Raw genomic sequence first — 26,356 nt, forward strand, 5'->3', positions numbered from 1 at the left:
ATTCAATGCCCCTATCGCCCAGCGCATCGCGCTTGCTCGATGATGTCCTTCGCACAGTCAATCCGCACATCGCTGTTGTTGTCTGACCTATCTGTCATTTCCAGTGCGTCGTCAAGATTGTTGGAGATCACTGCAAGTAGTTTATCGCATGACAGCCCCGGTGTCGCGTCGCCCGGGAAGAAGTAGCGATCCCGGTTCCGCAGTGCTGTGAATGCATCGGCGACTGCTGTGCATATGGCGCGATACGCAATTCACATGTAGCAGCCGTCGGTAGCGAAGAGTCTAGTCGGGGCCGGCCAGCTGTCTGCTTGAAGTTCGCGCAGATGGACCGGTGTTCCCGCGCAGGCGCGCGCTACCTTGCTACGCCAATTTCGCGCCGTAAACTAGGTCTGCCTATCCGTTAATCTTTCTGCGCACCTTATCGAAGTCGATTAATGAAACACAATTTGATGTTTTCCTCTGACAATTGTGGGTTTAACTATTAGCGTTGGCGAACGCCGGTGGCATTTTATCGGCGCGCGTCAATGTGGTCGTCGCGAGGTGGAATGGGCGGGCATCTTTCTGTAACGCGGACGTTTCAACTCAAGAGGTATTCACATGGCTCATCGATCACCATCCATGCCGTGCGTATCGGCGGCAAAGGAAACAGACGGTAATTCCTCTGCATTCGAGCAAGGTGGCGGGCCGCAGGGGGGCAACCGCTCACGCGATGAGCGGATCGAGGCTGTGTTTGGAGCGGATGGGCCGTTCGGCCGGGCTGGCTACCGGACACGCTGCTCCCAAACCGATATGGCCAAGTCGGTGGCGGTGGCGATTGGGAGTAAATCGGCCCTGATGGCTGAAGCAGGCACCGGCACGGGTAAAACTTTTGCCTACCTGGTGCCGGCGCTGTTGTGGGGCGGAAAAACCATCATTTCGACGGGAACAAAAACGCTGCAGGATCAGCTCTTTTCTCGTGATATCCCGACGGTGCGCCGTTTGCTCCAGTCCTCTGGTTCGGTCACGCTACTCAAGGGCCGTGCCAATTACGTTTGTCACTACCACCTTGATCGTGCCCTTTCCAAGGGAACCATGACAAGCCGGGAAGACCTTGCCCATCTGCGCGAGATCGCCCATTTCATCAAGAACACGGCAACCGGTGATAAGTCCGAGCTGCCCAACATTGCTGAGAATGCGCCCATTTGGAGCGTGGTGACGTCTACACGGGAAAACTGCCGGGGCGCCGAATGCGCGTATGCGCAGGAGTGCTTCCTGTTGAAGGCACGCAAGGAGGCGCAAAAGGCTGATCTTGTCGTGGTCAACCATCATCTTTTCTTTGCCGACTTGGCGCTAAAAGAGACTGGTACGGCGGAATTGTTGCCCTCGGCCGACACCGTCATTTTTGACGAAGCGCACCAGCTACCGGAAACGGCCACGCTGTTTTTTGGTGACATGATCTCGACGTCACACATCCTGGAATGGGGGCGTGACGTGCTCGCTGAAGGATTGGCGCACATACGCGAGGCGGCCTGGACAAAAATGATTAGCTCATTGGATACTGCCGTGCGCAACCTGCGCCTGGCGCTCCCGCGTGAACCTGTGCGACTTTCTCTCTCTCAACTGCGCAATACGCCTGAATTTGCGGTGGCGCTACACAATGTACGGGAACGACTCGATAACACGAATGCCGTGTTGGAAATGCACACCGAGCGCACCGAATCGCTGAAACATAGTCACAAGCGGGGTTTGGAGCTTGCCAAGCAGTTGGCTGGATGGGGGAGTGACACACCTGGGCCGCAGAGCGAGAAAGCGATCTTCTGGGTCGAAACGTTCGCGACCACGCTGCAATTACATCGTACGCCACTATCGATCGCGCCAAAATTCAACAAGCAGCGCAGCGGTAAAGCACGCGCCTGGATTTTCACGTCGGCTACATTGGCCGTGAAGAACAATTTTGAGCACTTTGCGACGCAGATGGGGCTACACGGTGATGCGGCACAAACGTGGCCAAGTCCGTTCGATTACACCAATCAAGGCTTGCTTTTTGTTCCTCACGGACTACCAGCGGCCAATTGCGCCGAGTATACCGATGCGGTGGTCGATTGTGCGCTGCCGATTATTGAGGCGGCCGGCGGACGCACGTTCTTGTTGTGCACCACCTTGCGTGCCATGCGGCGTGCAGCCGAGCAATTAGCGACAGCATTTCGAAAACGTGGGCTGGCATTTCCGCTATTTGTTCAGGGTGAACACGGGCGCACCGAATTGCTCGACCGGTTCCGCGCCGCTGGCAACGGCGTGCTCATTGGTAGCCAGAGTTTCTGGGAAGGTGTTGACGTGCGCGGCGACGCATTGTCGTTGGTGATTATTGATAAGCTTCCCTTCGCTCCACCAGATGACCCGGTGTTGGCCGCACGCATCGAAGTGATGGAGCGGCAGGGTAAAAATAGTTTTGTTCATCATTCGCTTCCCGAAGCGATCATCAACCTGAAACAGGGAGCCGGACGGCTTATTCGCGATGAAGAGGACAGAGGCGTACTGATGATTTGCGATGAGCGGATCGTTACCAAGCCGTATGGCAAGCGAATCTGGCAAAGCCTGCCGCCGTTTAAGCGGACTCGCGACGCTGCGGAGGTGAAGCATTTCTTTCAGATGCTGGCTGGGAGGCGCCGTGGCGCTGGTTCGACACCCAAATGTCACGACTGATCGGTTGCGCTCTTTATATCGGTCTTCACGAGGTGACGAGTACGGATGGCGCAGCCGTCCAGTTTGGTGCGTCTAGTGCGGCGTCTGCAGCTGTTCGATCTACTGCCTGATAACGTTATTGACGTTATCGATGGCGCAGCGCACCGTCGAGCGTTGACGCGAGAGCCTCCCTACCACCCGCCTGTGGAAGGCGATGTGCACGCGCTTCATGCCGCCGCTCGATATGGCGCTGCCGCCGAGCGTGTTGCTGTCGCGCTTTGCCGGCTGCGGCGACGAGGCGATGCGGCACCTGCTGATGTTCCTGGCGCCGTTGACAGGCTCCATGCCGATCACGTCACGGCAGGGCCGTTGAGCGCACGCAGAAGACGCCGATAGTCTCCCGTTGGCTCCCCGTGTAGGCTTTCTGAGCATGTGGCCCCGTCGGCGCCTGCTATTCAAGGAGACCTGTTTGAGTTCGATGCCCGCCACTCCCGAGCGCGATCACTGGACGCATTTGCGCTTCTGGATCGTCGGTCCACTGCTGGCGGCGCCGCCATAGCAGGGCCAGTTGTACGGTGCCCTGCGCGAACTGGCGGCCAAGACCTGGCGCCACCCGATCTCCGGCGCCGTCGTCCACTTCGCCACCGCAACCATCGAGAGCTGGTTCTACGCCGCGCGCGACGCCGGCGACCCCGTCAACCGGCGGCTTGATAGTCGGCGTGGCGACCGGAGAAACCTCTCCAGCCTGGCGTCGGCGGTCATCGCCACGTTGCGCACCCAGTACGACGCACACCCCGGCTGGAATCTGCAACTGCACTTCGACAATATGAAGATCGCCCTGGGCTGCAGCGCGCTACCGTTCTACCCGTCGCTGTGGCGCTACCTGCGCGCGCACGGGATTCCGTACCAGGCCTTGCTGACGCGCACCAGCACCAGCCCCGGCGCGCTGGCGGCGTGCGAACGGCTCGAACAGCTGGAGGTTCACAGCTAAGTGGTCAAGCATGTCAACGTGCTGGGGCACCTGGACTTCCATCAAGGCGCGCGCAAGGTGCTCACATCCGGCGTCGATTGGTCCAAGTCGATGCTGTTGGGCGTGATTGAGGACTGTTCGCATCAGGTATGCCATCTGCAGTGGTATCTCGACGAATCGGCCGCCTGCATGATATACGGCCTGTGCCAGGCCTTCACGAAGCGCGGTCTACCGCACGTCCTGATGACCGACAAAGGCGCCGCCATGCTTGCTGCCGAGAGCACTATAGGCCTGGCATCGCTGGGCGTGCTGCACCAGATGACGCTGCGCCCTATCAGAACGCCAAACAGGAGTGGTTCTTGAGGCGCGTCGAGGACTGGCTGATGGCGATGCTGGCGGTGGAGGAGGCGCTCACGGTCGATTTGCTCAAACTGGCCACGCAGGCCTGGGCCGAACAGGAATACCACCGACGAGTACACACGGAGTTGCACGCCACGCCGCTGCAGGGCTATTTGGAGGGAGCCAACGTCCGCTGCGACTGTCCGTCGACGGCGGCGCTGTGCGCCGCCTTCCGCGTCGAGGTGGTGTGGCGCCAGCGGCACGCCGACGGCACCTTCAGCCTGGATGGAGCGCGCGTCGAGATCGCGTGGCGCCACCTGCATATGTCCAACGTCCATGTGCTCTATGCGCGCTGGGATCTGCGCCGCGTCGATTTGGTTGACGCATAGGATGACAGCGTGCTGTGCGCCGTGCAGCCGCTCGACTATCGACTAGGCAGTTAACGCGTGCGGTTGCGGCGCTGGCTCGTTCCAATCGCCAGCGCCACTGCTTATACGCAGGCCGAGCCAATCAGCATGGCGCCGCTGATACGCGAACTACTGGCCAACTACGCTGCCACCGGCTTGCAGCCAGCCTACTGTCAACGATGGGGAAAACCGTGACCCAAAACTTGCTGGCCCTATACGTGCTCAAATTTCCCCCCTTCACGCCCGACCTGGCCACCGAGGCCATTTACGTGCCACCCCAAATCGATGACTTCTGCTGGCGCATCGAACAGGTGCATGTGCGCGATGGCGGCTTCGCCATGATTCATGGCGACCCGGGTAGCCGCAAGAGCATCGTGCTACGCGTGTTGGCCGAGCGCCTGGCGCGCCTGCCGGACGTCACCGTGCAGCCCACCCGCAAAGCAATCTAGCCGACTTCTGCCGAGAACTGGGCGACATGTCCGGCGTGCCGCTGCGCCCGCACAAACGCTGGGGCGGGCTCAAGGCGCTGCGCGAACGGCGGCAGGCGCTTCTCGAATCGACGCGGCGCCGCCCCTGCCGAAGTGACTCAGATAGGGTTGTTTTGTGCGCCAAGAAATCCCCGTCCTTTAGGACAACAGTCAAAAGCGAATGTGGAGGAGTTGAAAGGATTGCACTCGCTTTTAGACTGATCTTCCTACCTACTTTTTATTGGAGGCGAACATGTCAAACAATGCTTTTTCTCTGGCTGGGCTTCATGGATTGCACGAACCCATTCACGCTCCCACCATGATCTCCCTGGGTTCGGAGGCAGGTCTGCCCGAGCGGCTCTTGTTGGCAGCTGCTAACGACCGCCATGCGTTGGCGGCTTTAGCAGCGTACGCCGTCTCGTGCGAAACTGAAGCGCCATTGCGCGCTAGCGCTATTCGCGGCGCGGTCATCGCGCGCACACGCCACAACAACCAGATGGTGACCGTTCCAGATACCGTCGTCGGCGGCCAGCTTGTACCTTCGTTTCGCGTTGGCAAATACTTATCTGGATTTGGCGCTTTCGGTACCATCCGAATTGACCCTTGGAGCGTACCGTGGACATCGATTTCCTATCTCAAGGCGAAAAGCGTTTGTGCCGAATCCGGCATGGCACTTCTGACAGAGCGGCAGGCACTGGCAATCGCTTACAACATCCTGAAGCAACCTGTTAACTGGACCGGTGGTGCCGTAGGGCACGGGCGGTTGTACCAGGGGCTGCATAAGGGCCTGTGTGACGCCCCCCAACCTGCTAACCATAGTTCTTCCTGCCTGTCCGAGCGACGGTGGCACGTCTTATCCAACGGTGAGACCATTTTCGACGTGTCCGGCAATGCCTATTCGTGGATCTTCGACGACGTGCAAGGCGATGCGAACGGCGTCGTTGCTGGTCCGTTTTCGCCGAACTCTCCAACAGTGGAGCGCAGCGAGGAATGGCCATATGAAATCGGTGCGGGCGACGGGCCGTCGGCTGGTGACGATTTCAGGGGCGAAGCCTTGGTTCGGGGCGGCCATTGGTTTTCGGGCGACGTTGCGGGCATCTTTCATTTGCGCACGCACCAGGTGGAGCGAGGCGAACCAGAAATCGGCTTTCGCGTCACTGCCCCTATTTGAATGGGGTATTCGGATCGCCGCTTGCGGCTTTATAGCGGCGATCCTTTCGTGAGATGCCTTCGGCTATGGCTGCGAGGTGTCATCCCCATATTTCTAGTGAAGACGTGGGCATCTTTCATTTACACACGCGTCCCGCGAGGTGGTTGGTAGAAGAACTCGGATTTCCCGTTATGCCCCCAATGAAATGGGCCTTTTGATCTCCGCTGGTGGCCTAATAGACTCGTTCTTTTCCTGATCGGGTCCCCGCTTGATCGAGTTGTTTTCGGCGTATATAGACCAGGTGATTAAAGGAGCTGCCAATATTTCCGAGCGTTTCTGACACCTTGCGACGATATGTGGATTGCGTCGCGTCGGTACACTGCGACAGGGCAATTAGGGATCGATACGTCTAAGTTTTCATGAAGCAAATCCAATGCGTGTTGGATTTTTTCCCGGATATATGTCCAAACAGCGGCTTCTTCTCAGTGAGTTTGAGCACCTCACTTGTTTTGATCTGCACCTCCGCCCACTTAAAAATTAGAATTCCTTCGTATGCCAGCACGCGGAAGCACTCTGAAAATCCTTGTTGCAGATCCATTCGCCAGTCGTCTCCCAGAATTCCATACTTCTTGCCTAACCAGCTATGCTTTCCGGCACGCCGAAGGTGTGGAGGGTCAAAAACAACTAGTTTGAAGCAGCCGTCATCAAAGGGCATATCCCGAAAGTCCATTGCCACGTCCGGAGTAATGCTCAAGGCGCGCCCGTCGCACAAGGTGTGTTCCTCGCTTCGGATGTCACCAAATAAAACGCCCTGGTGGCGTTGGTCAAACCACATCATTCGACTTCCGCAACATGGGTCAAGGATTGTTTTGTCTGTTTGCACGCTTCACCTCCCGATACGCCGCTCATGAACCATCCTCATTTCCAGAGTTGACCCAGCTGGCGATGCAACAGCAGTTGCAACAAACGTTCTCCACTGATCAGGGTCAACCGACTTTTTCCGAGGTGTTGGTAGAGCGCGGCGCCGCTGCGCCCTGAATGGACGAACAAACCGGCGGGATATCGTCGCATTGCCACTAAATCTGCAAATTCCCGCACATGGTCGGCCGACACATGCTGGCAGTATCGTTTGACCTGGACCGCGCACCACCCATGCCTGGGATGCCACGCCTTGCCATCGACGCCGCCGTCGCCGGTGTAACGTAGATTGCGCCAGACGAACAGGCCACAATCCTCAAGCGCCGTCATCACCACTTCCTCGAATACCAGAGGATCGACCTGACGCAGAAACGCGAAACATCTGGGGTTCACATAGGGGCCTTCCCATGAGCGCAATTGTTTAAGCACCTTGCGGGAGCGGGTAATGTTTTTGCGATGGCGCGGCCGGTGGCGCAAACGCCAGGCATTAATCCAGCGCGAGGAAAGGCGACAAAGTAAGGACAGCAGCGGCATTTACATCTCCTTGATTGAATGAGCACGCGTGACTGACTGGCGCCGTCATCGGGTTCCAACGCGCACGCCGGCATCAGTGCGCTGCGTCACAATCGGCTTCCTGCCGGGGTTTGTGTTGCACGGCTGAACCGAGGTATGCATTGCTGATTTGCGGGCGGTTGTGGCCCATCTGCAGTGCGACCTGGTGATAGATGATTCGCATTGCTTCCGCATCCAGGCAGGCGTGCCCCGCTCGTACCGGCGCTTGGCAATTGGCAATGTCGAAAAAGAGATCGCCGGCGAACTCATGGCGAAGTCCATGAGGCGTAACGCCGAGCTGCGTCTTGGTTAAACCGACCTTGCGCACCACGTTAGAGAACAGATCAAGTGACTGCTTGAGCGTCAGATCAGGATGTCCGACATGCGAGTGCTTGAATCGGGCAAGGCGATAGGCTTCTGTCAGCGCCCGGCGCTGTGCATCGTTTCGTACTGCCGCGAAGCGCAAACGGCCACCTTTAGTGCCGCGCTTGATCCTCAGGAAACTGACGTAGTGATCGATTCCGCTGGCAGGATAACCGACCGGCAATGCGTAAGCCGGTACCTCCGATGCGTGTGGACAAAACATCACTGCTTCCTTGCGCCGCAGTCCGAAGGCGAGAAGCAGGCGCAGCTGTGCGCCTACTCTTTCGTCGATGGCGGCTACCGCATCGATCACCCGCTCGATTTCGACACCATTGCCAGTCCAGCTTTTGTCACGTTGCGCCGAATAGTGCCGCGTCACCAGGGTCAGGTCATCTGTGTAGTGCTCAGCGCCCAGTACCAGGCCGGGTTTGCCGATCCATAGGCCGAACACCCGTAAGAAGCTCAGTTGCTGTTGAATGTAAGCGGCGCTGAACGGGCGGCGTACAGTGGAGGCAGCGGTTTGCCCGGATTGCGTGCCGCTCCGGGCGGTCCAGTGGTTCATGAGTGCACGAATGTGCTTGCCACTCAGATTTGCAGGTGTCGGCTTATAACCTAGTGCGCGTAGCGTATTAAAGGCGCGTTCGAGTCCAAGCTTGCGCGCCTCCATGGTGCTATGCGATACCACCTTGTTTCGCAACGCATGCTTGCCGTTGTACTCCAGTAAAATTCTGTCCAACTGAGTCTTCCAGTTGTTGTTGTTCGACATCGCTTTTCTCCATGGCGAAGGCGGACGAACCCTTATCGTGCGGAATTGTGCAGGATTGGGTGCCAGTACGTGGCGCGCACTCACTTGCGTGGCTACATCGCTGTACCGATTTTGTCGTATGGTCGCCTCGAATTTGTTTGTCGACGCGTTGCTGTCAGGCTGCCGTCGAATGTTTGGCCAGGGTTCATACACGACGCATCGCGGCCAACTAGCGTGCGGCATGCGGGCAAAATTGTTCAGGCAATGCGCATGCCCAGGCGCATTGCTGTCTTGGATAGGGTCTATCGCGCGAGCGAATGGTGTCGTAAAAATGCGCATGCCGAAGACGGGTGGATTTCACCTGCCCGACTACCCCCGCCTCAAGGGCGGGCAGTGCCACGCGTTTTGCGTAGCAAAGGCTGCCTGGTTGACTGCCAGGCCCAACTTTTGAATGTCAAGAAGGCCATTTCCCACGCCGATATCCCAGGTCCTACCACCGGACCTTCTGGCGCTACGTGCTTACCGATATGCTCGAAGCCTCACGGGCAACGGCGGCATCTCGTCATCGATGGATGGTCGCACGACGGAAAATGTTATAGAGAAATGAGAAAGTGCTGAGATGTCGGTCATGCCGACACGCCCCAGATCATGTCTGTGGGCTATCCTCGTGCATCGCATTCAGCTGGCGATCACGTACCTGACGGCTCACGGCAGTTCAGGATTGATTGGGTACGGACATCGATCTCAAGGATCGGATAAAGAGAACGGTGGGCCATGGTTCCATGGTCCCTTCACGACGGACTGGTGATCCAGTCGACAATGGCAGGTCACGACTGCGACGGCGGTTACGCTCACGGGCGCTGCATTGAGACCGCGATGGTCATGGAAGCAGGTCCAGACAGCATGGCCAGAATAGGCATAATTGAAATCGAAGTCAAGGGTGTTTTTTTTTGCCGCGAAAAATTGTAATTGAACCCTGATTTATATTGTAAAACCATATTACTGTATTTGTTCACTTGACAAATGAAAAAAGGATCGTACCTCTGATTGTAAAAGGTATTGATGCGAATGAATCAAAGTCGTGCTGGCGCGCGTTCACAACATTTCAGCCGCGTTTGCATCGCATTTGCAGAACAGCTTGGGTGCTTTATCGCATAAGTACGCACATGTAAAAACCATTCGGATCGTACTGCAGACGCGATGGAGCCGCGACAAATTGAAAAGACGCATAAAAACCGCAATCTATTGGTCGGACGTGACGGATAAAAAGCAGTAAAGTAAAGCAAATAACCCGCCGGAGTTGATGATGGATCCAGTTGTACGCGCAGTGGATGTGGGACGCGGAAGTACTAAATTTGTGGCCCAAGTGAAAGAAGATGGTACGCCTCTATGCGAAATGTTTCCGTCACAGGCTCATCCATCCGAGACGCCGCGGGAGCACGATGCGTGGGGCGCGAAAAGAAAGACTGTTGTCGTCCCCATCGATGGTTTGTATTATGAGGTCGGACCTGACGCTCATTTAGCCGCCGATGTTTTCACAGCAAATATGTTGCAAAACGACCACTACTGTAATACGCCTGAATATATGGCATTGCTATTGGGTGCCGTTCAATATATGCAGGTTGATCATATTGATCTGTTAGTTGTTGGGCTGCCAGTCGCCACGTTTAAACAGCGCCGCTGGGTCGCGATGCTCGAGCAGAAAGTGCAAGGGGAACATCAATTGAACAAGGGCAAGTGCGTTACGATTGCACGCGTCAAAGCAGTTGCGCAACCATCTGGAGCCTTGATGTATTACGGAGTCGCTCATAATAAGGTCGCCGAATTGCGCAAAGAACGCAGCCTGATCGTTGATCCGGGGCGGAGAACTTTTGATTGGATCGTTACTCACGGCATGCAGCAGGTGGAGAAGCGCAGCCATTCTGTTGACCGGGGAATGTTCGATGTGTTGCAATCCATTGCCGACGGCATTAGCCGGATTACGTCGTCTCAATACCGGGATTACGATGTCATTGACCGTGCACTGCGCTACGGGAAAAAACCGGTGATCTTTCAGGCCGACTATGACATCAGCCAGCACCTTCCGATGGCCAACAAAATTCCGGAGCAGGCAGTCGCCGAAATGATGCGGTATGTGGGAGACGCCGCAGACATCAAAAATATCATCTTAGTTGGCGGGGCCGCCTTTTTTTATAAAAAAGCGCTGAAATCCGCCTTCGCACGGCACACGATCCACGAGCTTAAAGACCCGATCTTAGCTAATGTGAAGGGCTTTCAGTACGCGGGTGCGGCATTTGTTAAATCACCAGGTGGCGCGACAACGGCGGCGCGCGTAAGTGTGGATCCCGGTCAAATGGAAACTGCGGAGGACGCATGAAGGATGAAATACGGATGAGCTTCATACTGATGCGAGAGGATAATGCATTGTTGTTCGACGATCTGCACAGATTTCCAAAAGGAACGAGGAGAATTAATCGTCTCAGAATTCTCGCCTATGCAGGTCTTGCGACGATGAGCGAGTCCCGGCTGCCCGCAGCGTTGAGTGACAATCTTTCGCCTGTACAGAGAATACTGGATCAGGATGATAACTCGTTGAATGAAGCTTCAGTTGAATTATTTGGGAATCCACTCAAATGTTAAAACGGTAACAGTGTGCATTACTCATGAGGATGTCTAATCGCATTAGGTTGGTAAATCGCCTTGCCGCTCAGGCACGGTGCGGTGGCTCTATCCACACTTTTCATCATGGACGTGATCAATCATCAGAAATATAGAAATGACAATAGTTCGATAGATTCAACACCTGGTGCTGCTATGCTTAGAGGCGGTCCTTCGTGCCAACGAATTTTGGATCTGTCCGGATGGTTGTCGGTGAAATGTGTTAATTTAGCTGTCGTTAAAACATTACTGAGAGGTTTCTATGAATCTGGAAAAATTAACTGTTGCAGAGTTACTCGCCGTTCAAGATGATGTTAAAAAACAACTAAAAATTCGAGAACAAAAAGACTTAGATGAAGCGAGAGCGAAAATTTTACAAATCGCGCAGAGCGTTGGAAAATCGGTGAAGGAACTGGTAGGGGATGGTATCCGAGCCAAGACTCATAAAGTAGCGGTTAAATATCGACATCCGGACAATGCCTCACAAGAATGGAGTGGTCGGGGTCGTCAACCAAAATGGGTCAAAGAGTGGATTGATTCAGGTAGGACACTCGATCAAGTAAAAATTTGATCATTAGCAATTTCGTGCGCTAATTCCGTTTCAAGACGCTGGCGGGCAGGCCATGCCCGTGCAGCGCGTGCCATTGTACGGCCTGCACGAAATACTGCTTATATGTATCGCCGCTGATCCGCATTTCCCACCCACCCGAGGTTGCCCAGTAAGAGGAGCTCGGCGTTCCGTTGAGGTCTGTGACGGGCTCGCGTCCAATGACACCGTTTGTAGTGAGTGGCACGAGCATTTTTAATGCGGCCAACAATTGCCCTTCCACCTTCCACCTTCCACCTTCCGCCTCGCGCTGGGTGGGCGCGAGTTGAACACGCGTGCCGTCGAGATCGAACACCTCAAGCTGCAGATCGCCAAATTGCGGCGCATGCAATTCGGCCGCAAGTCAGAAAAGCTGGACCAGCAGATCGAGCAACTGGAACTGCAACTGGAGGACCTGCAGGCCGACGATGGCGAGGTGGCGCGCAAGATGCCGGCAGCAGACCAGGCGCCGCGCAAGAAGTCGGTGCACCGGCCCTTGCCCGAGCATCTGCCGCGCGACGAGAAAGTTTTTCGCGCCGCCAAGCGAGGCTTGCCCCGCCTGCGGCGGCGGCCTGCGTCAGCTGGGCGAGGACGTGACCGAGCAACTGGAGTTCGTGCCGGCCAGCTTCCGCGTGATCCGCTATGTGCGTCCCAAACTGGCTTGTTCCTGCTGCGACATGATCGTGCAGGCGCCAGCGCCGAGCCGTCCGATCGAGCGCGGCATCGCCGGCCCCGGCCTGCTGGCGCACATCCTGGTGGCAAAGTTCGCCGATCATCTGCCGCTGTACCGCCAGGCCGTTATTTACGCCCGCGAAGGTGTCGACCTCGATCGCGCGCTGCTGGCGAGCTGGGTCGGCGCCGCCAGCGCGTTGCTGCGCCCGTTGGTCGACGCCGTTCGCCGCCACGTATTGGCGGCCTCGAAGCTGCATGCCGACGACACGCCGATCCCGGTGCTGGCGCCCGGCAATGGCAAAACCAAGACGGCGCGCTTGTGGACCTATGTGCGCGATGACCGGCCAGCCGGCGACTCGACGCCACCGGCCGTTTGGTTTGCCTACACGCCCGACCGCAAGGGCATCCATCCGCAAACCCACTTGGCCAAGTTTGAGGGAGTGCTGCAAGCGGACGCCTATGCGGGTTTCAACGCCTTGTTCGACGACGGCACGATCCGCGAAGCGGCCTGCTGGGCGCACGCTCGGCGCAAATTTCACGACCTGCACGCAGCGCGCGCAACGCCGCTGACCACCGAGGCGCTGCGCCGGATCGCCGAGCTCTATCTGATCGAGAGCGAGATCCGGGGCAAACCACCCGACGAACGAAGGCAAGTTCGACAAACCCTCTCGCGCCCACTGCTCGACGACCTGGAGCGCTGGCTGCGCAGCATGCTCGATACTTTATCGCGCAAGTCCGACACGGCGGCAGCAATCCTGTACGCGCTCAAGCTGTGGCCCGCGCTGCTGCGCTATTGCGACGACGGCGCCATCGAGATTGATAACTCTGCGGCCGAACGCGCCTTGCGTGGCGTGGCCATCGGCCGCCGCAATTACTTGTTCGCCGGCGCCGACAGCGGCGGCGAGCGCGCCGCCGCGATCTACTCGTTGATCAGAACGGCCAAGCTCAATGGCGTCGATCCTGAAGCCTGGTTGCGTCACGTGCTGACGCATATCGCCGATCATCCCGTCAATCGGGTTGATGATTTCTTGCGCTGGAACTGCAACCTGCCAGCAGCCCTTTGAGATCACGTCGCTTCCCAGCGGTGTGACGCCATCATCGATCAAAACGCCCCTGCACTCAATAAGGCGCTGAGCGGACGCTTACGCTGATCTGGACATCAAAAGCATGAATTCTGGTTGAACCGCTTGCCAACCGATCGCACCAAGCCGGTAGAAGGTTCGATATTAAACACCACGTAGCGGCGCTGCGGGCAGACCAGTTCCAGCGACTTCTTGCTGCATTCGAGCATGTCGGTCTTGCGCGTGCCTTGCGGAGTAGATACCGAGACGTCCCGGTTGATGTACGGACTGCACTCGAAGCCCTGTTCCGTGGCGACCTTTCTGGCCGCGTCCATGGTCAGGCCGACCGCGTGCAGCTGGTCCACTTCGGCCGCCAGCGTGGCGTCGGAAACGCGGGTGAGGGCGCAGCCGGCCAGTAAGGCGCAGGCCAGCAGTGGCAACATCAAACGTAACATCGTCTTTTTTCCTGGCTTTGTAGTCGAGCTACGCAGTGTACTGGAAGAACCCTCGCACTGTACGCCGCCGTACCGTGCGCCAACACGCCGTTGCCGTCCCAGCACACCATCTTCAAGCGTGTGCGGCGGCGGTTGCTGAAGACGTAGGCGGTACCGTCTGCACATGCCGCGACAGGCCGTCGATGCCGGTGCGCATGTCCACCGGCTGCGTCGCCAGCCAGATCGAAGCGGCCTGCAACTGCATCATAAGCTGCGCAGCAATTCGGCCAGCCAACTGGCGGACGTGCCCGGCGGCAGCGTCATACTCCAGCCACCCGGGCCCGACAGCACCAGTGCCGGCGCCATGGCCGGTGCCGGCTTGACGCTCACCGGCAGCAGCGGCACCATGTTCTGTTTGCTCAGGCACCGCACCCAGTAGCCCATCTGCCGTACCGGATAGCCCTCCCGCAGCGCAAAGGCGCGCTGCGATAGTCCGCTATCTCGCCATTGACCGACGCGTTCTTGCCATAATGCCTTTCGGGTGAGGTTCTCCACCGCGATCTCCTGAATGAAAACCGCAGTATGGCTATTTGACCTTGCCAGTTACAGGTGAAGCGGCTGACCGCTTACGACCAATTGGCGCGCCAACCTTGCCAGAAAACCGAATTGATCAGCGCTTCCTTAGTAGTGCAAGCGACGCTAAGTAAAATACGACGCAATTTGGCTACTTTGTTTCGACCATGACCTAGATCGTGATAGTAAAATGAAAAAGCCTCGAACGGAGGCTAGTCCGATCGAGGCTTCTGGTTAGTGCATCAGTAGCGATAGCACAGCAATGAGATTCGCAGGTGGTACGTCAATGTTGAACTCAAAGCTATGAAGTTTAAGTGATATTTTCAACAATTTTATTGTTCCTTCCTGAGAGCAATGCTTCCATCAAGATGGTAAGCAAGAGGCGCTTTTGATACTTGGCTGTATCATTAGCGCTTTTTTTACGGTCGGATGGGAAACGTTCGCGTCGACCCAGCGTGCGTGGCCGAACACATTTACTTTGTCGTAATACTGCTGATGAGCCCCACTTCGTTGCTTTTGCCTAGCTTCGTGCCTACATGATGCTGAATGCGCTCAGTAACGACCCGCCGCGTGAAATCATCACCAAGCCTTGGTTGCGGTGAGGGTTGCGCGAGCGCGATGCTATCGTTTTCCATGCCTAAGCCTTTTACGTTTTGTTGGAATTGCGTCTCGCGCTGCGCCAGCGTGACGTGTTCGTGGCGCCAAGCGGGCGATCCGCCGATTCGCGTGCAGGCCTGCTCAGTCGCGATGATTGGAAATTTACCCCCCGATCATTTGCCGCACGCTTGGCTTGTCGGAGGTATTAGGGCCGACAACGACTGCCCCGACTGACAAACATTAGGGGCGCACTTTACACGCCGTAGCCGCCAGGTTGCGGGACAATCCGAAGGCAAAGATTGACACCACGGGACCGGACCCACTGATTCGTGGTGATGTGCCGGCGCAAGTGCCAGGGCAGATTCCAACGGCCTGAAACACGCCGCTTCCCAGCGGTGTGATGCCATCATCGATCAAATCGCTACAGCACTCAAGACGGCGCTGAGCGGACGCTTACCTTGTGCCAGCGATGTGTTGTCCCCAGCTGGCGCAAGGTTCTGTGCCCGCCCGCTGGCGGCCGACGGCCAACGTATCCTGCTGCGCCGTCGATGGCGCCCGGTATGGCATTATTGCGACGGCCAGGCCGACGGCGTATTGGTAGACCCAGCCTTGGCCCTGCCAGTAGTAAGCGACAGGCTGCAGACCAGCCGAAGGTTTGAGGCGCCCGACCTTGGGCTGGGTCTTGGTCAGGAGTAGGATCGTCGTCATATGTTCTCGAAGGCAAAGCCGCTTGTGTAAGGATTGCCAAATCGTCGCATCAATTACGAAAAGTCACTTCACTGGCAATGCTCACTCAAAGTCCGCATGTATGTGGTCGGAGGGTTTTCTTTAAGTGGTTGCTATTTCATAAGAGCTCCCAATTTTAGGTGCAAAGTCGATGGTTACGCAGACACCTTTTCTAATACGGTGGTCAAAGCGGAAGTTGGTCAGGTCAGCCATTTCACTTGCCAATACAGTATCAATTTCTTCCGCAGTTGCTTGCCCGTCGACGCTGAAATATACGCGCGTGAACTCAATGCCTTCAGTCGTTTCATCCTCAACGGTTCGATCAATCGTTATCATTGTCATTTTCTTTGTCCTCATAAAACATTTCTTGTTTTGCCTATTCAACTTTAGGAGTGATGGCTAACGGTGGCCATCCTGGCGATTTGGCGTGGGTTGCTGAAACGCGTTTGCACGATGGTTCAGATTGCCTCAGTGTTTTGCCGAACGGCCGTTCATGCACAGCACGCAGTGGATGTTAACGAAACAACCGCCACACTAATTCCCAGCGGGCAATCTTGGCATTCAAAATCAGGTGTTCAGGCGTTCCACCTCGACCGTCCGTTTCCAGCAAACTACGCTGGCAGCATGCATCTTCAAGAGCTTCTTCGACGACCGACAACAGCTTTGCTTGCGGATCGATGTTCATCGCCACTCGTATACGCCCAAGCGCGAAGATTGTATTCATTTTGGCTAGAACCTTCTGGTTCTTCGTTGGTTTACTGTTCGTCATTTTCGTTGAGGGTGGCGCATTTGCCAGATCCTGTTGCTCTCACGGATTTAAAATGAAGTTGCCCAGGTCGTTGTTATACAGGTCCAGCGTGACCAACTGCCCGCGTCTGCCGGCAAAGTTGATTGTCGGCGTGATTATTTTTTGTACGGTAAGGCAACGCCGCTAATGATGCTGCGATCCGTCCGTAAGGAGCAGCCCATGGGTCATGCCAAGTCCAGCAAGCATCCTTGACATAGAACAGACTATGTCGTGCTGCTTATCGACGCATCCAATTTGGCCACGATGTCACCGATTTCCAGAACCGGATCCTCCTGTATCGAAGCCAGGGAAAGAACCGCTGTTCGAGCATTGGGCATCAGATGGTCGAAGTAGTACAACGCAAAACCGAGTTGTTGCGCCTCGTGGCATATCCTTCTGCGCATGGCTCGGCTGAGACGCTGGCTACCGACTAACTCTGCGAGCGTACTTTCGGTAATTTGGCACCTGAGACTCCCCGATCGGCCTATGGCCTCTGCGATGAGCGCAGCGACCTGCCATGCGTCGCGTCGGGCAGATGTATGGGAATCCGTGTTGGTGTTTTTCTTGCACATCCCACTACCTCAGTTGGAATCGCTGCCGTGTGACGATATCGTCGAGAGCTGATGTGACCGAGGTTGAGAAGAGGGAGCCCATCTGCGCGAAACCTCCTGCGTGCGGTCCGAAGTTGAACGTCCTCATATCCTTTTGTGCACCGACGAAGTCATCCACGGTGCCGATGGCGTCGATCAGGCCAATTTCCTTTGCCTCGAGTCCGCTCCAGATTTCCCCACTGCCGTAGTTGACGTCCTGTCGCAGGAGGCGGCCGCGTCGTTCTTCGAGTTCCCGCAAAAAGGTTCGCCCTACCCGGTCCACCAAGTCCTGCGCCTTGGCTTGCGCGTCATGGCTTGGCGGCGTAAACGGATTTAAGAATGCCTTCAGATGACCGGATGCAAACACCTGCTGCGAAATTTCCAGCCTGTCCATCGCGCGCGACAGTTGCCATGGTGCGATAATCGCGCCGATCGAGCCGACCAGGCTATATTTGCCGGCGATGATCCTGTCTGCATGCAGCGCAATCAAGTAAGCGGCCGATGCGCCGACGTTACTGATTATCGCCACTACCGGCTTAGGATGCTTTTTCTTGAAAGCCCGGATCGCGTTCCCAATTCGCTCAGCTTCGACCGGAGCGCCGCCGGGACTGTCAATCGCCAGCACGACCTGGGTAACGTTGCCAGACTCAAAGGCTTGCTCCAGGACCGGCACGATCTTGTCCGCAGACGCGGGTGATGTTGCTGATATCTCGCCGTCGATGTGCACCAATCCGATCACGGCGCCAAAAGGTCCTAGCTTGAAACCGGACATCTGGACCAGGTAATACAAGCCGAAGATTAACGGAAGTAGGACGAGTAGAGACTTCACCGCCAAGTTGAGCCGATGACCGAATTTTCGGTCCCGCTCAAGCGCTAGACGTTCCTCCCTGAACCCGGCGCGCTGTTCGCGCATCTCCGCTAAAAGTTGCAGGGCGAGGTTGGTTGGTTGCAGCTCAGGCTGGTTCCTGTTGTCGTCGTCTTCCATGGCACCATTTACCCCTCAAATAGATGTGAGAAATTGGCTGCAATTGTCGCCCCATCGTAACGTGAGAATCACCCAAGTGATCCGTACGCCGCATTTATTCGATCCCTCATACAGCTAAATCTTGTGGCGATGTTGCTCGGGTTTTGTGGCTCTTCAACGCCGGTTTCCACCGTGTCCAGCGGAAAGCATCACTGTTAGCTTACTATCGCTTGCGGCGTCATGGTCGCCAACAAAGTAGCAAAAATGCTTCGTATTTTACTTAGCATGCCCTGTGCGGATCTACAGACAAGTCCATCCCAGCAAGCTAGATACAACTATTCTGCCTCGCTTCAGATCACATGGATGGCGTAAGCGAGGTTTGGCGCGCCCTAATTGAACTGCTTGCTGGGTACATTGGCGGCGACAGGCAAGCGGTGTTCGCGGTAGGTCGCGTGCATGAATTGATGCTTCCTGACAGCTTTATGGCCGGCCTCGTGCATAGCTTGTAGTGCTCGATGTGGAAGCTACGCTGGTAATGGCCTTGACTAGTCGGCAGCTTCGGTAACAATGATGGCTTGCCATACGAGGCGACAATCGCGATTAAGCGGATGCAAGTTGGCGCGCCGAAGTAGTCGGCATTGGGAAGTACAACCTGCGACGGGGGAGGCGTTCCGTAGTATGGCTGAAACGACCGGAATTTCTTGGACCGACGCAACGTTCAACCCGTGGATCGGTTGCGCCAAGGTGTCGCCAGGCTGCGACCATTGCTACGCCGAGGTTAGCACCCCGTCGCGGACGATGAAGATCGTATGGGGACCGCAGGAGCAGCGCAGACGCACTAGCGCTGGCAACTGGAACCTGCCGTTGCGCTGGGACTCCGCGCACGCGCACTTCTTCGCGCAGCATGGCCGCCGGCGCCGCGTGTTTTGTGCGTCCTTGGCCGACGTGTTTGACAACCGCGCTGATTCGCGGTGGCGGGACGAATTGTGGGCGCTGGTGCGCGCCACGCCGAACCTGGATTGGTTAATACTAACCAAGCGCATCGGCAACGTCGCCGGCATGCTGCCTGCCGATTGGGGCGACGGCTATCCGAACATTTGGCTCGGGATCAGCGTCGTAAACCAGGACGAGGTCGACCGCGACATTCCGAAGTTGCTGGCGAGGCCGGCGCGCGTGCGCTGGCTTAGCATGGAACCGCTCCTAGGGGCCGTGAGCTTTCAGGGTGTGCTCGCCAATCCGAACAACATGGGCGACGGAACCAATGCGCTTGAGTTGATTGATTGGGTCGTTGTCGGGGGTGAGTCCGGTTCCGGCGCGCGACTGTTACCTTCTGGCGCGGTGGAACGCCTTCGTGATCAGTGCGGAGCGGCTGGGGTACCATTTTTTTTCAAACAATGGGGTGGTATGACAAATGACAAGGGCGGCTGCATCCTGGCCGGCATGGAATTTAAAGCATGGCCGGTCACCTCGTAGTGCACCTGTACCGCCTTGGAATTTTAGGCGTACTAGCCGATAACATCGAAGATGGAGGATCGCCGTGAATAATCTGATCAGTATCATTGAGTTGAACCAAGACTTGCCCAACAAAGGGTTTTACTGGCTATGCTTTGAAACAAGGCAGGTAGTTTATGCCGCCGAGAGAGCTGATCATGATTGGTTCAGAAATGTCGTGTCTGGTGCGATCTTTGGTGCCTTTAGTGAAGCACATTTTGGGCGCCGGTTGACCATATGCATGGATGACCCGTCGGACGTCATTCCATACACTATATGGACGTACGAAAATGTACAGAGACAATTTGAAAAGGTGGCTGGCCACCGCATGCGGTCTATGATGCCATTCGTATTTGAGGCCGCTCTGAATGAGTCAAAATGTATTGTTCGGCAGGTTTTTTTACTTTCTTGGAAGCGGCACTCGCGCTGGATCAAACTCAATTTTGGATTACGCCGGAACCGTGGTTGATTGGCGCGCATTTTGATCCACCAGGCCGCCTGTTGCGGCCTTCCTTTGGGAGGTATCATCGTGCGATTATTCCTCAAAATCTCAATTTTCTTATGTTTGGCTTTTTGGCTACTTATAGAAGACGCAAATGCTGGTGAGAAAGTATCAGTTCGTGCTTTTACATCAGGAATGCAAGGAACTTCGTTCACGATTCCCCCCGGGGCGCTCGACGGTTCGGAACTGCTGGTCGGATACCAGAACACGCTGCCAGGCGCATTCCGTCCAGAGGCGGTTGCTGCCGGCGCCGTGGCAGTGTCAAAAACGCTTGTGTTGCGGGTGGCCAGCAGCGAGCTTCCCGAATTCTTCGAACCCATCACCATTTCCATGCCGTATGACCGCGCCGTCGCGGGTGAGCTACCGCCGATTGTTCTGCGCTGGGACGCACTCGCACGTCGCTACAGGGCAGTGTCAGTTATTGGCATTGATCGAGAGGAGGGCGTTGTGACTTTTCGCACATCAAATATTGCCAATTTCACTGCAGTGATCGTGCCTTTGGTTCCAAAAAAGTGAATTTACAAGCGGCCTGCATCAGCAGGGGCCGTCTTTTTCGCGCCCGCGAAATTTGCAATGCTATACTGTATAAAAACACAGTATAAATTTGCCTATGTCCATTCTTCAATATTTGCGGCCCGTCAGCGCCACCCAGGTTGAATTCATCCCTGCAGCGCGCACGGCGCCGCCGGCAGTGCGGCCGCTGTTTTGCCACAAAATACCGGCAGGCTTTCCGTCGCCGGCAGCCGACTACACGGAAAAAGGGCTGGATCTGAATGCCTTCCTGGTGCAGCACAAGGAAGCGACGTTCTTTTTCCGTGTCGTGGGCGAGTGCCTGACAGGCATCGGCATCATGGACGGCGACTACGTGGTTGTCGATCGATCGGTGACGGCCGCACATGGCCATATCATCCTGGCCGTGATCGATGGCGAATACACGCTCAAGCGGCTGCATCACCAGCATGGCGTGATCGAGCTGCATCCAGAAAATCCCGCCTTTGCCCCGATCCGTCTTGTGGACGGCAATGAGCTGGAAGTGTGGGGCGTCGTCACTGGCGTGGTACGGAAATTGAGGGTGTAGCATGGCCGATCCTCGTGCACAGCTGTTCGCTCTGGTCGACGCTAATAATTTTTATGCCAGCTGCGAAAAGTCATTTCAACCTCGCCTGCGTGATCGCCCAGTGGTGGTGCTGTCCAACAATGATGGCTGCGTGGTGGCCAGGTCGAAGGAAGTCAAGGCGCTCGGTATTGTTAAAATGGGCCAGCCTTGGTTCCAGATGCAGGACCTGGCGCGCAAGCACGGCATAGTGGGCTTGTCTTCGAACTACACCTTGTACGGTGACATGAGCAACAGGATCATGACGATCCTGCGCACCTACAGCCCTCACGTTGAGGTTTACAGTGTTGACGAGGCGTTTGTTTCACTGAACGGCATGGGCGGCCTGTGGGAGTCGCCTACGGCCATGGGCCAGCACATGCGCGCCAAGATTTTGAAATGGGTAAATTTACCCGTGTGTGTGGGAGTGGGCGCCTCGAAAACCCAGGCCAAGCTGGCCAATCACATCGCCAAGGAATTCCCGCTGTTCGACAGCGTATGCGACCTGTCGTCGATGTCGGCCGCCCGCATGCGCTGGCTGTTCGTGCGCATCGACGTGGGGGACGTGTGGGGCGTCGGCCGGCGCATCGGTGACAAGTTGCGCGCCCTGGGCATCAACACGGTGCAGGACCTGAAAGAGGCGGAGCCGCGCGACATGCGCGCCAGATTTGGTATCTTGGTGGAACGTACGGTTCTGGAACTGCGCGGGCTGTCGTGCCTGGATCTGGAAGAGGTGGCGCCGCCGCGCAAGGAAATTGTCAGTTCCAAATCGTTCGGCTCGATGGTGCATACGTATGACGAGCTGGCCGAGGCCGTGACGGCGTACGTCACGCGTGCGGCAGAAAAGCTGCGCGGACAGGGTTCGGTATGCGGCGCCGTAAACGTCTTTGTTCAGACTAATAGGTTTCGTACGGATGACCTCCAATACGGCAACAGCCTGACCGTGCCCATCATCGTGCCGACCGACGATACCCGTGTGCTGGCCGGCGCCGCGCTGCATGGGCTGGAGCGCATCTATCTGGAAGGCTTCCGCTACAAAAAAGCCGGCGTGCAGCTGATGGACATTTCGCCCAGGGGAACCCTGCAGGGCGTGCTGTTCGATGAAGCGCGGCCGCGTGAAAGCGGCGTCAAGGTGATGGCGACGCTCGATGCGCTGAACCAGCGGTTTGGGCGTGATTCGGTGACACTGGCATCGGCCGGCCTGGCGCCGCGCTGGGCCATGCGGTCCGAAAATAAAACGCCACGCTACACGACAAGATGGGATGAATTGCCTACGGCGCTCGCCAACTAGGATTGAATTCGCGAGTTCCTAAGCAAACACCGGCCAGGTAACTTCCCTGTAAAAATCATAGCTCCCGAACCTCTATTTGATCTGATACACCGGAACTTTCAGTTCGCGACCCTTCGCTAATACTCGCACGCGATCCGAGTGAGATGCATTCCTTCCGATGATGAGCGAGCCAATTTTTAAGCCATCACACATCGGCGTCATTTTCCCCTTTGCCTCCAAGTGCACCAGGCGCCATTCTTTTTCGTAGGCCCAGTCCACGTGCTTTGTCGCTAGCAAACGCGGAAGAACCATGTGAGGCGAGAACAGAGTCTCACTCAGACAAATGCTGGGCAACTCCGATGAATACGTTACTGGTATTTGAAAAAAAGAGCCCGTAAGAGATAAAGATAACGGGCGAACTAGGTATTCCACACAGAAACCCTTATGACTATCGCCGTAGTGAGACCACATCAACGGCATATCCCATTCTGGCGCGAAGCACGCAACGCCGAAACGACGCAGCCGGTCGCTCACACTGGACGTGACGTGGTGAGAAGGTAAATTGCCATCTGCCCACTCACGTACTGCATCCAGTAGTTTGTCGTCGTAGAACCAATGGTTTGCAATATCCGGGCTAGTGTCGAGGAGAATCTTGAAGGCTTTGCGGATGTTGTCGACATTATCGAAAGGCCCTCTCCCGGTCTCATCCGAAATCTCGATCCGAAGATCGAACGGATCATTGAAGCCCGCTGGGTCGCCCATAAAAATATGTTCGTGACTCAGTGTATCGAGGTGTTTCAGCGACTGGAAGTTGTACCTCTGTACGTGAGTACGGAGTAACTCGTCATACTTCGCCTTTGCCTCAACCTCTGCGCCTTCCGGCCGCTTCATGATGTCCATCGTTTTACCGTAAAAGATCGATGGCCAACTCTACAGGAATTAGGCCCCCTTTACACGGATTTGCGTAGGGCGATTAATGGTTGTGCCGTGTCGATGCCGGCGACGGCTCGGCTGAGCATATTCGCACGCTTGCGCGCGCGCAACGTAACGAGTTCCCTCGCCAACCGTGCCTGTTCGTTCTTGACCCTCTTTAGCTCGGCGTGCATCGCCTCGACGTTGCCCACCCTGGACAGCATCGAGGCCAGCAACAGCCATTCGCGGCTGATGGCCCGCTCATGTCGTCGAGCTGGCTGATCTGCGCGCTTGACTGTCACATGGCCAGAAAGGACGCGCAAAACGCCTTTGGGTGACACCTCTACCAGCCCCCATCGCGGAGCCAGTTCCTGCAACGAAATAATGCCTTCTGGCGCCATGTAGTAGCGGTAATGGCCCATGCCCTTCGCACCATCTTGCCGATGGGCTTTGGCCCGGTCTGCCAGGTAGTCGCTGCGGCTCACCTTTACCTCCACCACCACGGTGCCTTCATCCTCCGCCGCCGTTCTGAATCCGATGGCATCTGGAATCTCGCCGTTCCAGCCACCCTTGGCTTCCGAAAAGGCCACTTGGCACGCCGGGCCGCTTCGACCAGGTGCGCGCTGGAGCCGGTTCACGGCCAGGCTGCAAAGGTCTGGATGGGTGAAAGGCATGCTGGTCATTTCACACCTACGATTCGCCGAATATTTCAGATGCTACCTGCTCCAGTAACCAGCCCTTGATTTGCGCGGCCGTCAGCTCATCGGGTGGCACCAGTAGCTTTGCTGCTACGGCCGGTCGAGCCGCTTCGATTTCGGCGCTTTCAGCGGCCTCTTGCACTACCAGATCGTCCTCGGTCAGCCTGCGCCCCAGCGCCACGCGCTTGAAGTCGAAAAGTGGACTGCACTTCGCGCAGAACACAAGGGCCACTTTCGCAGAGACTGTGCTGACGGTCGCGCCAGCTTTCCAGATTTCGTCCTTCACTTCCACGGTCGTGGTACGCGATCCGGGACCGACCTCACACCCGCAACGCGTGCAGTGGGTGTACGGCTTGTGCAATTCATGAATGTTCATAACTGTCCTTGACATCTGCGGTCGGCCAGCAAGTGGGCGCCCGGGGCGCGTGTTTTTGAGGGGGGCGCCAAGTATTGCCGGCATAGTTACTGCATCCCCAATTTCGAGAACGTGCACCGATTTTCTCTCAACAAGCAAGGCTGATCAACATCAGAACGAACGATGGTATGAACTTCAAATTGCTCGGGCAAACTAATATTGCCTTTCCGTACACGTCGTGAGAGATTGGATTGATATGACACAATATGCTTGGACTCGTGCAAGACAGCCGGTGAACGCAGCTGACTACGCCATTGTCGACTGGGAAGCGTTGAAGCTATGCGCGCAACTGGGCGACTTCATACTGCCATGTTGCGAGGCGCCGGCTGTGCTCAAGACGGGCATCAGGGAAGTGCCGTTCTTCGCTCATCTCACGGATGAATGCGCCATGGCGCCAGGAACGAAATGGCACAAGGCCGGCAAAACGGCAGTATTGGCCGCATTGGGTGGTTTGGGCATCTTGGGGCGCCACAAGGCACTAGGACAAACGGCGACCGGCGAGAAGTGGTAAACCGATGTGCTGTGTTCGCACAACGGCAGCACCATTGCCATAGTGTCGGTGTTGTCCAGCACGATCGTGGCGACACCATTGGACGCGGCGGTAATGTCCGACAAGTCCCCAATGCCCGGCACCGATAGCTTGGCCAACGTCGCCCGGATCGAGGCGAAAAGATTCTCGGTCTCCTCCAGCGGCAGGCGGCTGATGCGGTCGATGCTCTTTGCAATGACGACTTCGCTGGGCCGCAAATCAGCGATCATCCGCAGCAGCACGGGCCGGTCAGCCCGTGCGCCTGAAGCCTTTTCCTGGTAGACACCGTCAATTGTAGAAACCAGCATCCGTGGTGGCGTCCTCGATGGCGGCCTGCCGCTTCAAGTCTTGCTCGGCAGTACTTACACGTTGGTAGATGCGTGTGACCTTCATGTAATGTCCAGTCAATATTATTCTAAAATCTGTAGCCCAGGGCGAGATTGACCAGAACCGGATCTACCTTCACGTCGACCGTTTGGCCGGTTGAGAGGCGGGCTGTGGTCTTAACTCGCATGGGCACAATAGAGCCGTCGATAAACCAATGCGCGTTGAGGCTGTACATCGCGCCGATCTGCGCCACCGCTCCCCAGGCATTATCTATCGCGGCGCTCGTCGTACCGCCCGGATTTGTGAGCATGCTCAGTATCGGGGTGGTGTTCACGCTGGTAAATTTGACATACGTGCCGCCAACGCCAATATACGGACGAAACACGGTATGAGGGCGGCCGAACCTGTATTGGAGCATCAGGATTGGCGACCACACCTTGGCGTCGGCAATCTTTCCCGCTTGCTCGATGGTACCGCGTCCTCCGATATCCAGCTTGGGCGGCACGCCAAACGCCAGTTCGGCCGACACACTATCGCTGAACACGTAGGAAAGGCTGGCGAAAGGTGCGCCGCCGTCGCCCACGTCGACCTTACCGCCCGGTACGCCTGTGATGGTGCCGCTTTTCACCTGCGGAAAGAACTGGTTGTAACCGCCCTTCACGCTCCAAGTACCATCAGTCTGCGCGAGGACGTTGCCGCAAGCTAATACCAGTATTGCAATAGCCGCTGCTTTAGACCGTGCCATGATGAATCCTTTGTCAGAAATAATTAAGAATCATTGCTAACTATAAAACTAAACTATCGCAACGCTAAATAATTGACAAATATCAATAAATGGCGGATAAAACAATCTGCGACTTACGAGTAGATGAATCGCTAGCCAGGTGCAGCCACTAAGG

At 56.4% G+C, this 26,356-nt stretch carries 28 protein-coding genes and 3 pseudogenes; 15 read left to right on the forward strand and 16 right to left on the reverse strand.

Going from position 1 to position 26,356, the window contains the following annotated elements:
• The first annotated feature begins 597 nt into the window (after nucleotides 1-597).
• The 5 genes and pseudogenes from KO539_RS24310 to KO539_RS24330 all read left to right on the forward strand — a co-directional run bounded on the left by KO539_RS24310 (nucleotide 598) and on the right by KO539_RS24330 (nucleotide 6,015).
• Entirely contained in the window at nucleotides 598-2,682 is a 2,085-nt protein-coding gene (locus KO539_RS24310; protein ID WP_257626437.1) for an ATP-dependent DNA helicase, read from the forward strand.
• A 193-nt stretch (nucleotides 2,683-2,875) separates the two neighbouring features.
• Nucleotides 2,876-3,034: a hypothetical protein gene (locus KO539_RS24315; protein WP_219312315.1), complete on the forward strand. Its 159-nt coding sequence runs from the start codon at nucleotides 2,876-2,878 to the stop codon at nucleotides 3,032-3,034.
• Between the two features lie 105 nt (nucleotides 3,035-3,139).
• A pseudogene (locus KO539_RS24320) lies at nucleotides 3,140-4,572 on the forward strand (IS481 family transposase).
• Nucleotides 4,569-4,826, forward strand: a complete 258-nt coding sequence (locus KO539_RS24325; protein WP_219312317.1) for a hypothetical protein — start codon at nucleotides 4,569-4,571, stop codon at nucleotides 4,824-4,826. The pseudogene KO539_RS24320 and the gene KO539_RS24325 overlap by 4 nt, the downstream one beginning before the upstream one ends.
• 271 nt (nucleotides 4,827-5,097) lie before the next feature.
• Nucleotides 5,098-6,015 (forward strand): hypothetical protein, encoded by a 918-nt coding sequence (locus tag KO539_RS24330; RefSeq protein WP_219312319.1) that lies wholly within the window; start codon nucleotides 5,098-5,100, stop codon nucleotides 6,013-6,015.
• Between the two features lie 388 nt (nucleotides 6,016-6,403).
• Here the strand turns inward: KO539_RS24330 and KO539_RS24335 are convergent, their stop codons facing one another.
• From KO539_RS24335 to KO539_RS24345, 3 genes are all read right to left on the reverse strand, one after another.
• A complete protein-coding gene (locus tag KO539_RS24335) occupies nucleotides 6,404-6,829 on the reverse strand; it encodes an SAM-dependent methyltransferase (RefSeq protein ID WP_219312630.1) in 426 nt (141 codons plus the stop codon).
• An 83-nt stretch (nucleotides 6,830-6,912) separates the two neighbouring features.
• Nucleotides 6,913-7,446, reverse strand: a complete 534-nt coding sequence (locus KO539_RS24340) for a restriction endonuclease (RefSeq protein WP_219312321.1) — start codon at nucleotides 7,444-7,446, stop codon at nucleotides 6,913-6,915.
• 73 nt (nucleotides 7,447-7,519) lie between these two features.
• Entirely contained in the window at nucleotides 7,520-8,593 is a 1,074-nt protein-coding gene (locus KO539_RS24345) for an integrase domain-containing protein (protein WP_219312323.1), read from the reverse strand.
• A gap of 1,282 nt (nucleotides 8,594-9,875) precedes the next feature.
• Between KO539_RS24345 and KO539_RS24350 the strand changes: the two genes are divergently transcribed.
• The 3 genes from KO539_RS24350 to KO539_RS24360 all read left to right on the forward strand — a co-directional run bounded on the left by KO539_RS24350 (nucleotide 9,876) and on the right by KO539_RS24360 (nucleotide 11,801).
• Nucleotides 9,876-10,949 (forward strand): PRTRC system protein D, encoded by a 1,074-nt coding sequence (locus KO539_RS24350; protein WP_257626438.1) that lies wholly within the window; start codon nucleotides 9,876-9,878, stop codon nucleotides 10,947-10,949.
• Nucleotides 10,946-11,212, forward strand: coding sequence for a hypothetical protein (locus KO539_RS24355; protein ID WP_219312325.1), 267 nt, complete (start codon nucleotides 10,946-10,948; stop codon nucleotides 11,210-11,212). The genes KO539_RS24350 and KO539_RS24355 overlap by 4 nt, the downstream gene beginning before the upstream one ends.
• Nucleotides 11,213-11,492: 280 nt before the next feature.
• Complete coding sequence (locus tag KO539_RS24360) at nucleotides 11,493-11,801, forward strand: H-NS family nucleoid-associated regulatory protein (protein ID WP_219312327.1); 309 nt, start codon at nucleotides 11,493-11,495, stop codon at nucleotides 11,799-11,801.
• A 19-nt stretch (nucleotides 11,802-11,820) separates the two neighbouring features.
• On the opposite strand, the gene KO539_RS24365 is transcribed toward KO539_RS24360, so the two are convergent.
• Complete coding sequence (locus KO539_RS24365) at nucleotides 11,821-12,168, reverse strand: hypothetical protein (protein ID WP_219312661.1); 348 nt, start codon at nucleotides 12,166-12,168, stop codon at nucleotides 11,821-11,823.
• On the opposite strand from KO539_RS24365, the pseudogene KO539_RS30350 reads away from it, so the two are divergent.
• Both KO539_RS30350 and KO539_RS24370 read left to right on the forward strand, forming a co-directional pair.
• Nucleotides 12,112-12,279, forward strand: a pseudogene (locus KO539_RS30350) (transposase); the annotation flags it as partial. The gene KO539_RS24365 and the pseudogene KO539_RS30350 overlap by 57 nt on opposite strands.
• Entirely contained in the window at nucleotides 12,245-13,552 is a 1,308-nt protein-coding gene (locus KO539_RS24370) for an IS66 family transposase (protein WP_257626439.1), read from the forward strand. The pseudogene KO539_RS30350 and the gene KO539_RS24370, both read left to right, overlap by 35 nt.
• Before the next feature lie 95 nt (nucleotides 13,553-13,647).
• Here the strand turns inward: KO539_RS24370 and KO539_RS24375 are convergent, their stop codons facing one another.
• From KO539_RS24375 to KO539_RS24405, 7 genes are all read right to left on the reverse strand, one after another.
• Nucleotides 13,648-14,004 carry a hypothetical protein gene (locus tag KO539_RS24375; RefSeq protein WP_076567848.1) on the reverse strand — a complete coding sequence of 119 codons (357 nt, stop codon included), beginning with the start codon at nucleotides 14,002-14,004 and terminating at the stop codon, nucleotides 13,648-13,650.
• A complete protein-coding gene (tnpB, locus tag KO539_RS30755; protein ID WP_219312634.1) occupies nucleotides 13,992-14,225 on the reverse strand; it encodes an IS66 family insertion sequence element accessory protein TnpB in 234 nt (77 codons plus the stop codon). The genes KO539_RS24375 and tnpB overlap by 13 nt, the downstream gene beginning before the upstream one ends.
• Before the next feature lie 22 nt (nucleotides 14,226-14,247).
• On the reverse strand, nucleotides 14,248-14,538 hold the full coding sequence (locus tag KO539_RS24385; RefSeq protein ID WP_219312329.1) for a hypothetical protein: 291 nt from the start codon (nucleotides 14,536-14,538) through the stop codon (nucleotides 14,248-14,250).
• A 1,068-nt stretch (nucleotides 14,539-15,606) separates the two neighbouring features.
• Entirely contained in the window at nucleotides 15,607-15,861 is a 255-nt protein-coding gene (locus KO539_RS24390; RefSeq protein ID WP_219312331.1) for a hypothetical protein, read from the reverse strand.
• 120 nt (nucleotides 15,862-15,981) lie between these two features.
• A complete protein-coding gene (locus tag KO539_RS24395; RefSeq protein WP_219312333.1) occupies nucleotides 15,982-16,221 on the reverse strand; it encodes a hypothetical protein in 240 nt (79 codons plus the stop codon).
• A gap of 172 nt (nucleotides 16,222-16,393) precedes the next feature.
• A complete protein-coding gene (locus KO539_RS24400; protein WP_219312335.1) occupies nucleotides 16,394-16,564 on the reverse strand; it encodes a hypothetical protein in 171 nt (56 codons plus the stop codon).
• A gap of 678 nt (nucleotides 16,565-17,242) precedes the next feature.
• Entirely contained in the window at nucleotides 17,243-18,241 is a 999-nt protein-coding gene (locus tag KO539_RS24405; RefSeq protein ID WP_219312337.1) for a S49 family peptidase, read from the reverse strand.
• Between the two features lie 657 nt (nucleotides 18,242-18,898).
• Here KO539_RS24405 and KO539_RS24410 point away from each other — a divergent pair.
• From KO539_RS24410 to umuC, 5 genes are all read left to right on the forward strand, one after another.
• On the forward strand, nucleotides 18,899-19,693 hold the full coding sequence (locus KO539_RS24410) for a DUF5131 family protein (RefSeq protein WP_219312339.1): 795 nt from the start codon (nucleotides 18,899-18,901) through the stop codon (nucleotides 19,691-19,693).
• A 64-nt stretch (nucleotides 19,694-19,757) separates the two neighbouring features.
• A complete protein-coding gene (locus tag KO539_RS24415) occupies nucleotides 19,758-20,180 on the forward strand; it encodes a hypothetical protein (protein WP_219312341.1) in 423 nt (140 codons plus the stop codon).
• 60 nt (nucleotides 20,181-20,240) lie between these two features.
• A complete protein-coding gene (locus tag KO539_RS24420) occupies nucleotides 20,241-20,729 on the forward strand; it encodes a hypothetical protein (RefSeq protein WP_219312342.1) in 489 nt (162 codons plus the stop codon).
• A 94-nt stretch (nucleotides 20,730-20,823) separates the two neighbouring features.
• A complete protein-coding gene (locus KO539_RS24425) occupies nucleotides 20,824-21,291 on the forward strand; it encodes a LexA family transcriptional regulator (RefSeq protein ID WP_257626441.1) in 468 nt (155 codons plus the stop codon).
• Nucleotide 21,292: 1 nt separating this feature from the next.
• A complete protein-coding gene (gene umuC, locus KO539_RS24430; protein ID WP_219312344.1) occupies nucleotides 21,293-22,597 on the forward strand; it encodes a translesion error-prone DNA polymerase V subunit UmuC in 1,305 nt (434 codons plus the stop codon).
• A 72-nt stretch (nucleotides 22,598-22,669) separates the two neighbouring features.
• Here the strand turns inward: umuC and KO539_RS24435 are convergent, their stop codons facing one another.
• The 5 genes and pseudogenes from KO539_RS24435 to KO539_RS24455 form a co-directional block, all read right to left on the reverse strand.
• Nucleotides 22,670-23,476 carry a DUF2971 domain-containing protein gene (locus KO539_RS24435; RefSeq protein ID WP_219312346.1) on the reverse strand — a complete coding sequence of 269 codons (807 nt, stop codon included), beginning with the start codon at nucleotides 23,474-23,476 and terminating at the stop codon, nucleotides 22,670-22,672.
• Nucleotides 23,477-23,526: 50 nt separating this feature from the next.
• Nucleotides 23,527-24,171: an adenylosuccinate synthase gene (locus KO539_RS24440; protein WP_219312348.1), complete on the reverse strand. Its 645-nt coding sequence runs from the start codon at nucleotides 24,169-24,171 to the stop codon at nucleotides 23,527-23,529.
• 7 nt (nucleotides 24,172-24,178) lie between these two features.
• A complete protein-coding gene (locus KO539_RS24445) occupies nucleotides 24,179-24,562 on the reverse strand; it encodes a hypothetical protein (RefSeq protein WP_219312350.1) in 384 nt (127 codons plus the stop codon).
• Between the two features lie 570 nt (nucleotides 24,563-25,132).
• Nucleotides 25,133-25,523: pseudogene (locus KO539_RS30610) on the reverse strand (recombinase family protein); the annotation flags it as partial.
• Nucleotides 25,524-25,545: 22 nt separating this feature from the next.
• Nucleotides 25,546-26,202 carry an OmpW family protein gene (locus KO539_RS24455; RefSeq protein WP_219312352.1) on the reverse strand — a complete coding sequence of 219 codons (657 nt, stop codon included), beginning with the start codon at nucleotides 26,200-26,202 and terminating at the stop codon, nucleotides 25,546-25,548.
• Nucleotides 26,203-26,356: the final 154 nt, after the last annotated feature.

This window comes from Janthinobacterium sp. NKUCC06_STL, assembly GCF_019345455.1.
Taxonomy (GTDB): Bacteria; Pseudomonadota; Gammaproteobacteria; order Burkholderiales; family Burkholderiaceae_D; genus Janthinobacterium; species Janthinobacterium rivuli.

Excerpts from the sequence above, each read along its gene's own strand:
- KO539_RS24310 (WP_257626437.1), top strand. The coding sequence starts at position 598 with ATGGCTCATCGATCACCATCCATGCCGTGCGTATCGGCGGCAAAGGAA.
- KO539_RS24315 (WP_219312315.1), top strand. The coding sequence starts at position 2,876 with ATGTGCACGCGCTTCATGCCGCCGCTCGATATGGCGCTGCCGCCGAGC.
- KO539_RS24330 (WP_219312319.1), top strand. The coding sequence starts at position 5,098 with ATGTCAAACAATGCTTTTTCTCTGGCTGGGCTTCATGGATTGCACGAA.
- KO539_RS24335 (WP_219312630.1), bottom strand. The coding sequence starts at position 6,829 with ATGTGGTTTGACCAACGCCACCAGGGCGTTTTATTTGGTGACATCCGA.
- KO539_RS24340 (WP_219312321.1), bottom strand. The coding sequence starts at position 7,446 with ATGCCGCTGCTGTCCTTACTTTGTCGCCTTTCCTCGCGCTGGATTAAT.
- KO539_RS24345 (WP_219312323.1), bottom strand. The coding sequence starts at position 8,593 with ATGTCGAACAACAACAACTGGAAGACTCAGTTGGACAGAATTTTACTG.
- KO539_RS24350 (WP_257626438.1), top strand. The coding sequence starts at position 9,876 with ATGATGGATCCAGTTGTACGCGCAGTGGATGTGGGACGCGGAAGTACT.
- KO539_RS24355 (WP_219312325.1), top strand. The coding sequence starts at position 10,946 with ATGAAGGATGAAATACGGATGAGCTTCATACTGATGCGAGAGGATAAT.
- KO539_RS24360 (WP_219312327.1), top strand. The coding sequence starts at position 11,493 with ATGAATCTGGAAAAATTAACTGTTGCAGAGTTACTCGCCGTTCAAGAT.
- KO539_RS24370 (WP_257626439.1), top strand. The coding sequence starts at position 12,245 with ATGGCGAGGTGGCGCGCAAGATGCCGGCAGCAGACCAGGCGCCGCGCA.
- KO539_RS24375 (WP_076567848.1), bottom strand. The coding sequence starts at position 14,004 with ATGTTACGTTTGATGTTGCCACTGCTGGCCTGCGCCTTACTGGCCGGC.
- KO539_RS24390 (WP_219312331.1), bottom strand. The coding sequence starts at position 15,861 with ATGACGACGATCCTACTCCTGACCAAGACCCAGCCCAAGGTCGGGCGC.
- KO539_RS24395 (WP_219312333.1), bottom strand. The coding sequence starts at position 16,221 with ATGACAATGATAACGATTGATCGAACCGTTGAGGATGAAACGACTGAA.
- KO539_RS24400 (WP_219312335.1), bottom strand. The coding sequence starts at position 16,564 with ATGAACATCGATCCGCAAGCAAAGCTGTTGTCGGTCGTCGAAGAAGCT.
- KO539_RS24405 (WP_219312337.1), bottom strand. The coding sequence starts at position 18,241 with ATGGAAGACGACGACAACAGGAACCAGCCTGAGCTGCAACCAACCAAC.
- KO539_RS24410 (WP_219312339.1), top strand. The coding sequence starts at position 18,899 with ATGGCTGAAACGACCGGAATTTCTTGGACCGACGCAACGTTCAACCCG.
- KO539_RS24425 (WP_257626441.1), top strand. The coding sequence starts at position 20,824 with ATGTCCATTCTTCAATATTTGCGGCCCGTCAGCGCCACCCAGGTTGAA.
- umuC (WP_219312344.1), top strand. The coding sequence starts at position 21,293 with ATGGCCGATCCTCGTGCACAGCTGTTCGCTCTGGTCGACGCTAATAAT.
- KO539_RS24435 (WP_219312346.1), bottom strand. The coding sequence starts at position 23,476 with ATGGACATCATGAAGCGGCCGGAAGGCGCAGAGGTTGAGGCAAAGGCG.
- KO539_RS24440 (WP_219312348.1), bottom strand. The coding sequence starts at position 24,171 with ATGACCAGCATGCCTTTCACCCATCCAGACCTTTGCAGCCTGGCCGTG.
- KO539_RS24445 (WP_219312350.1), bottom strand. The coding sequence starts at position 24,562 with ATGAACATTCATGAATTGCACAAGCCGTACACCCACTGCACGCGTTGC.
- KO539_RS24455 (WP_219312352.1), bottom strand. The coding sequence starts at position 26,202 with ATGGCACGGTCTAAAGCAGCGGCTATTGCAATACTGGTATTAGCTTGC.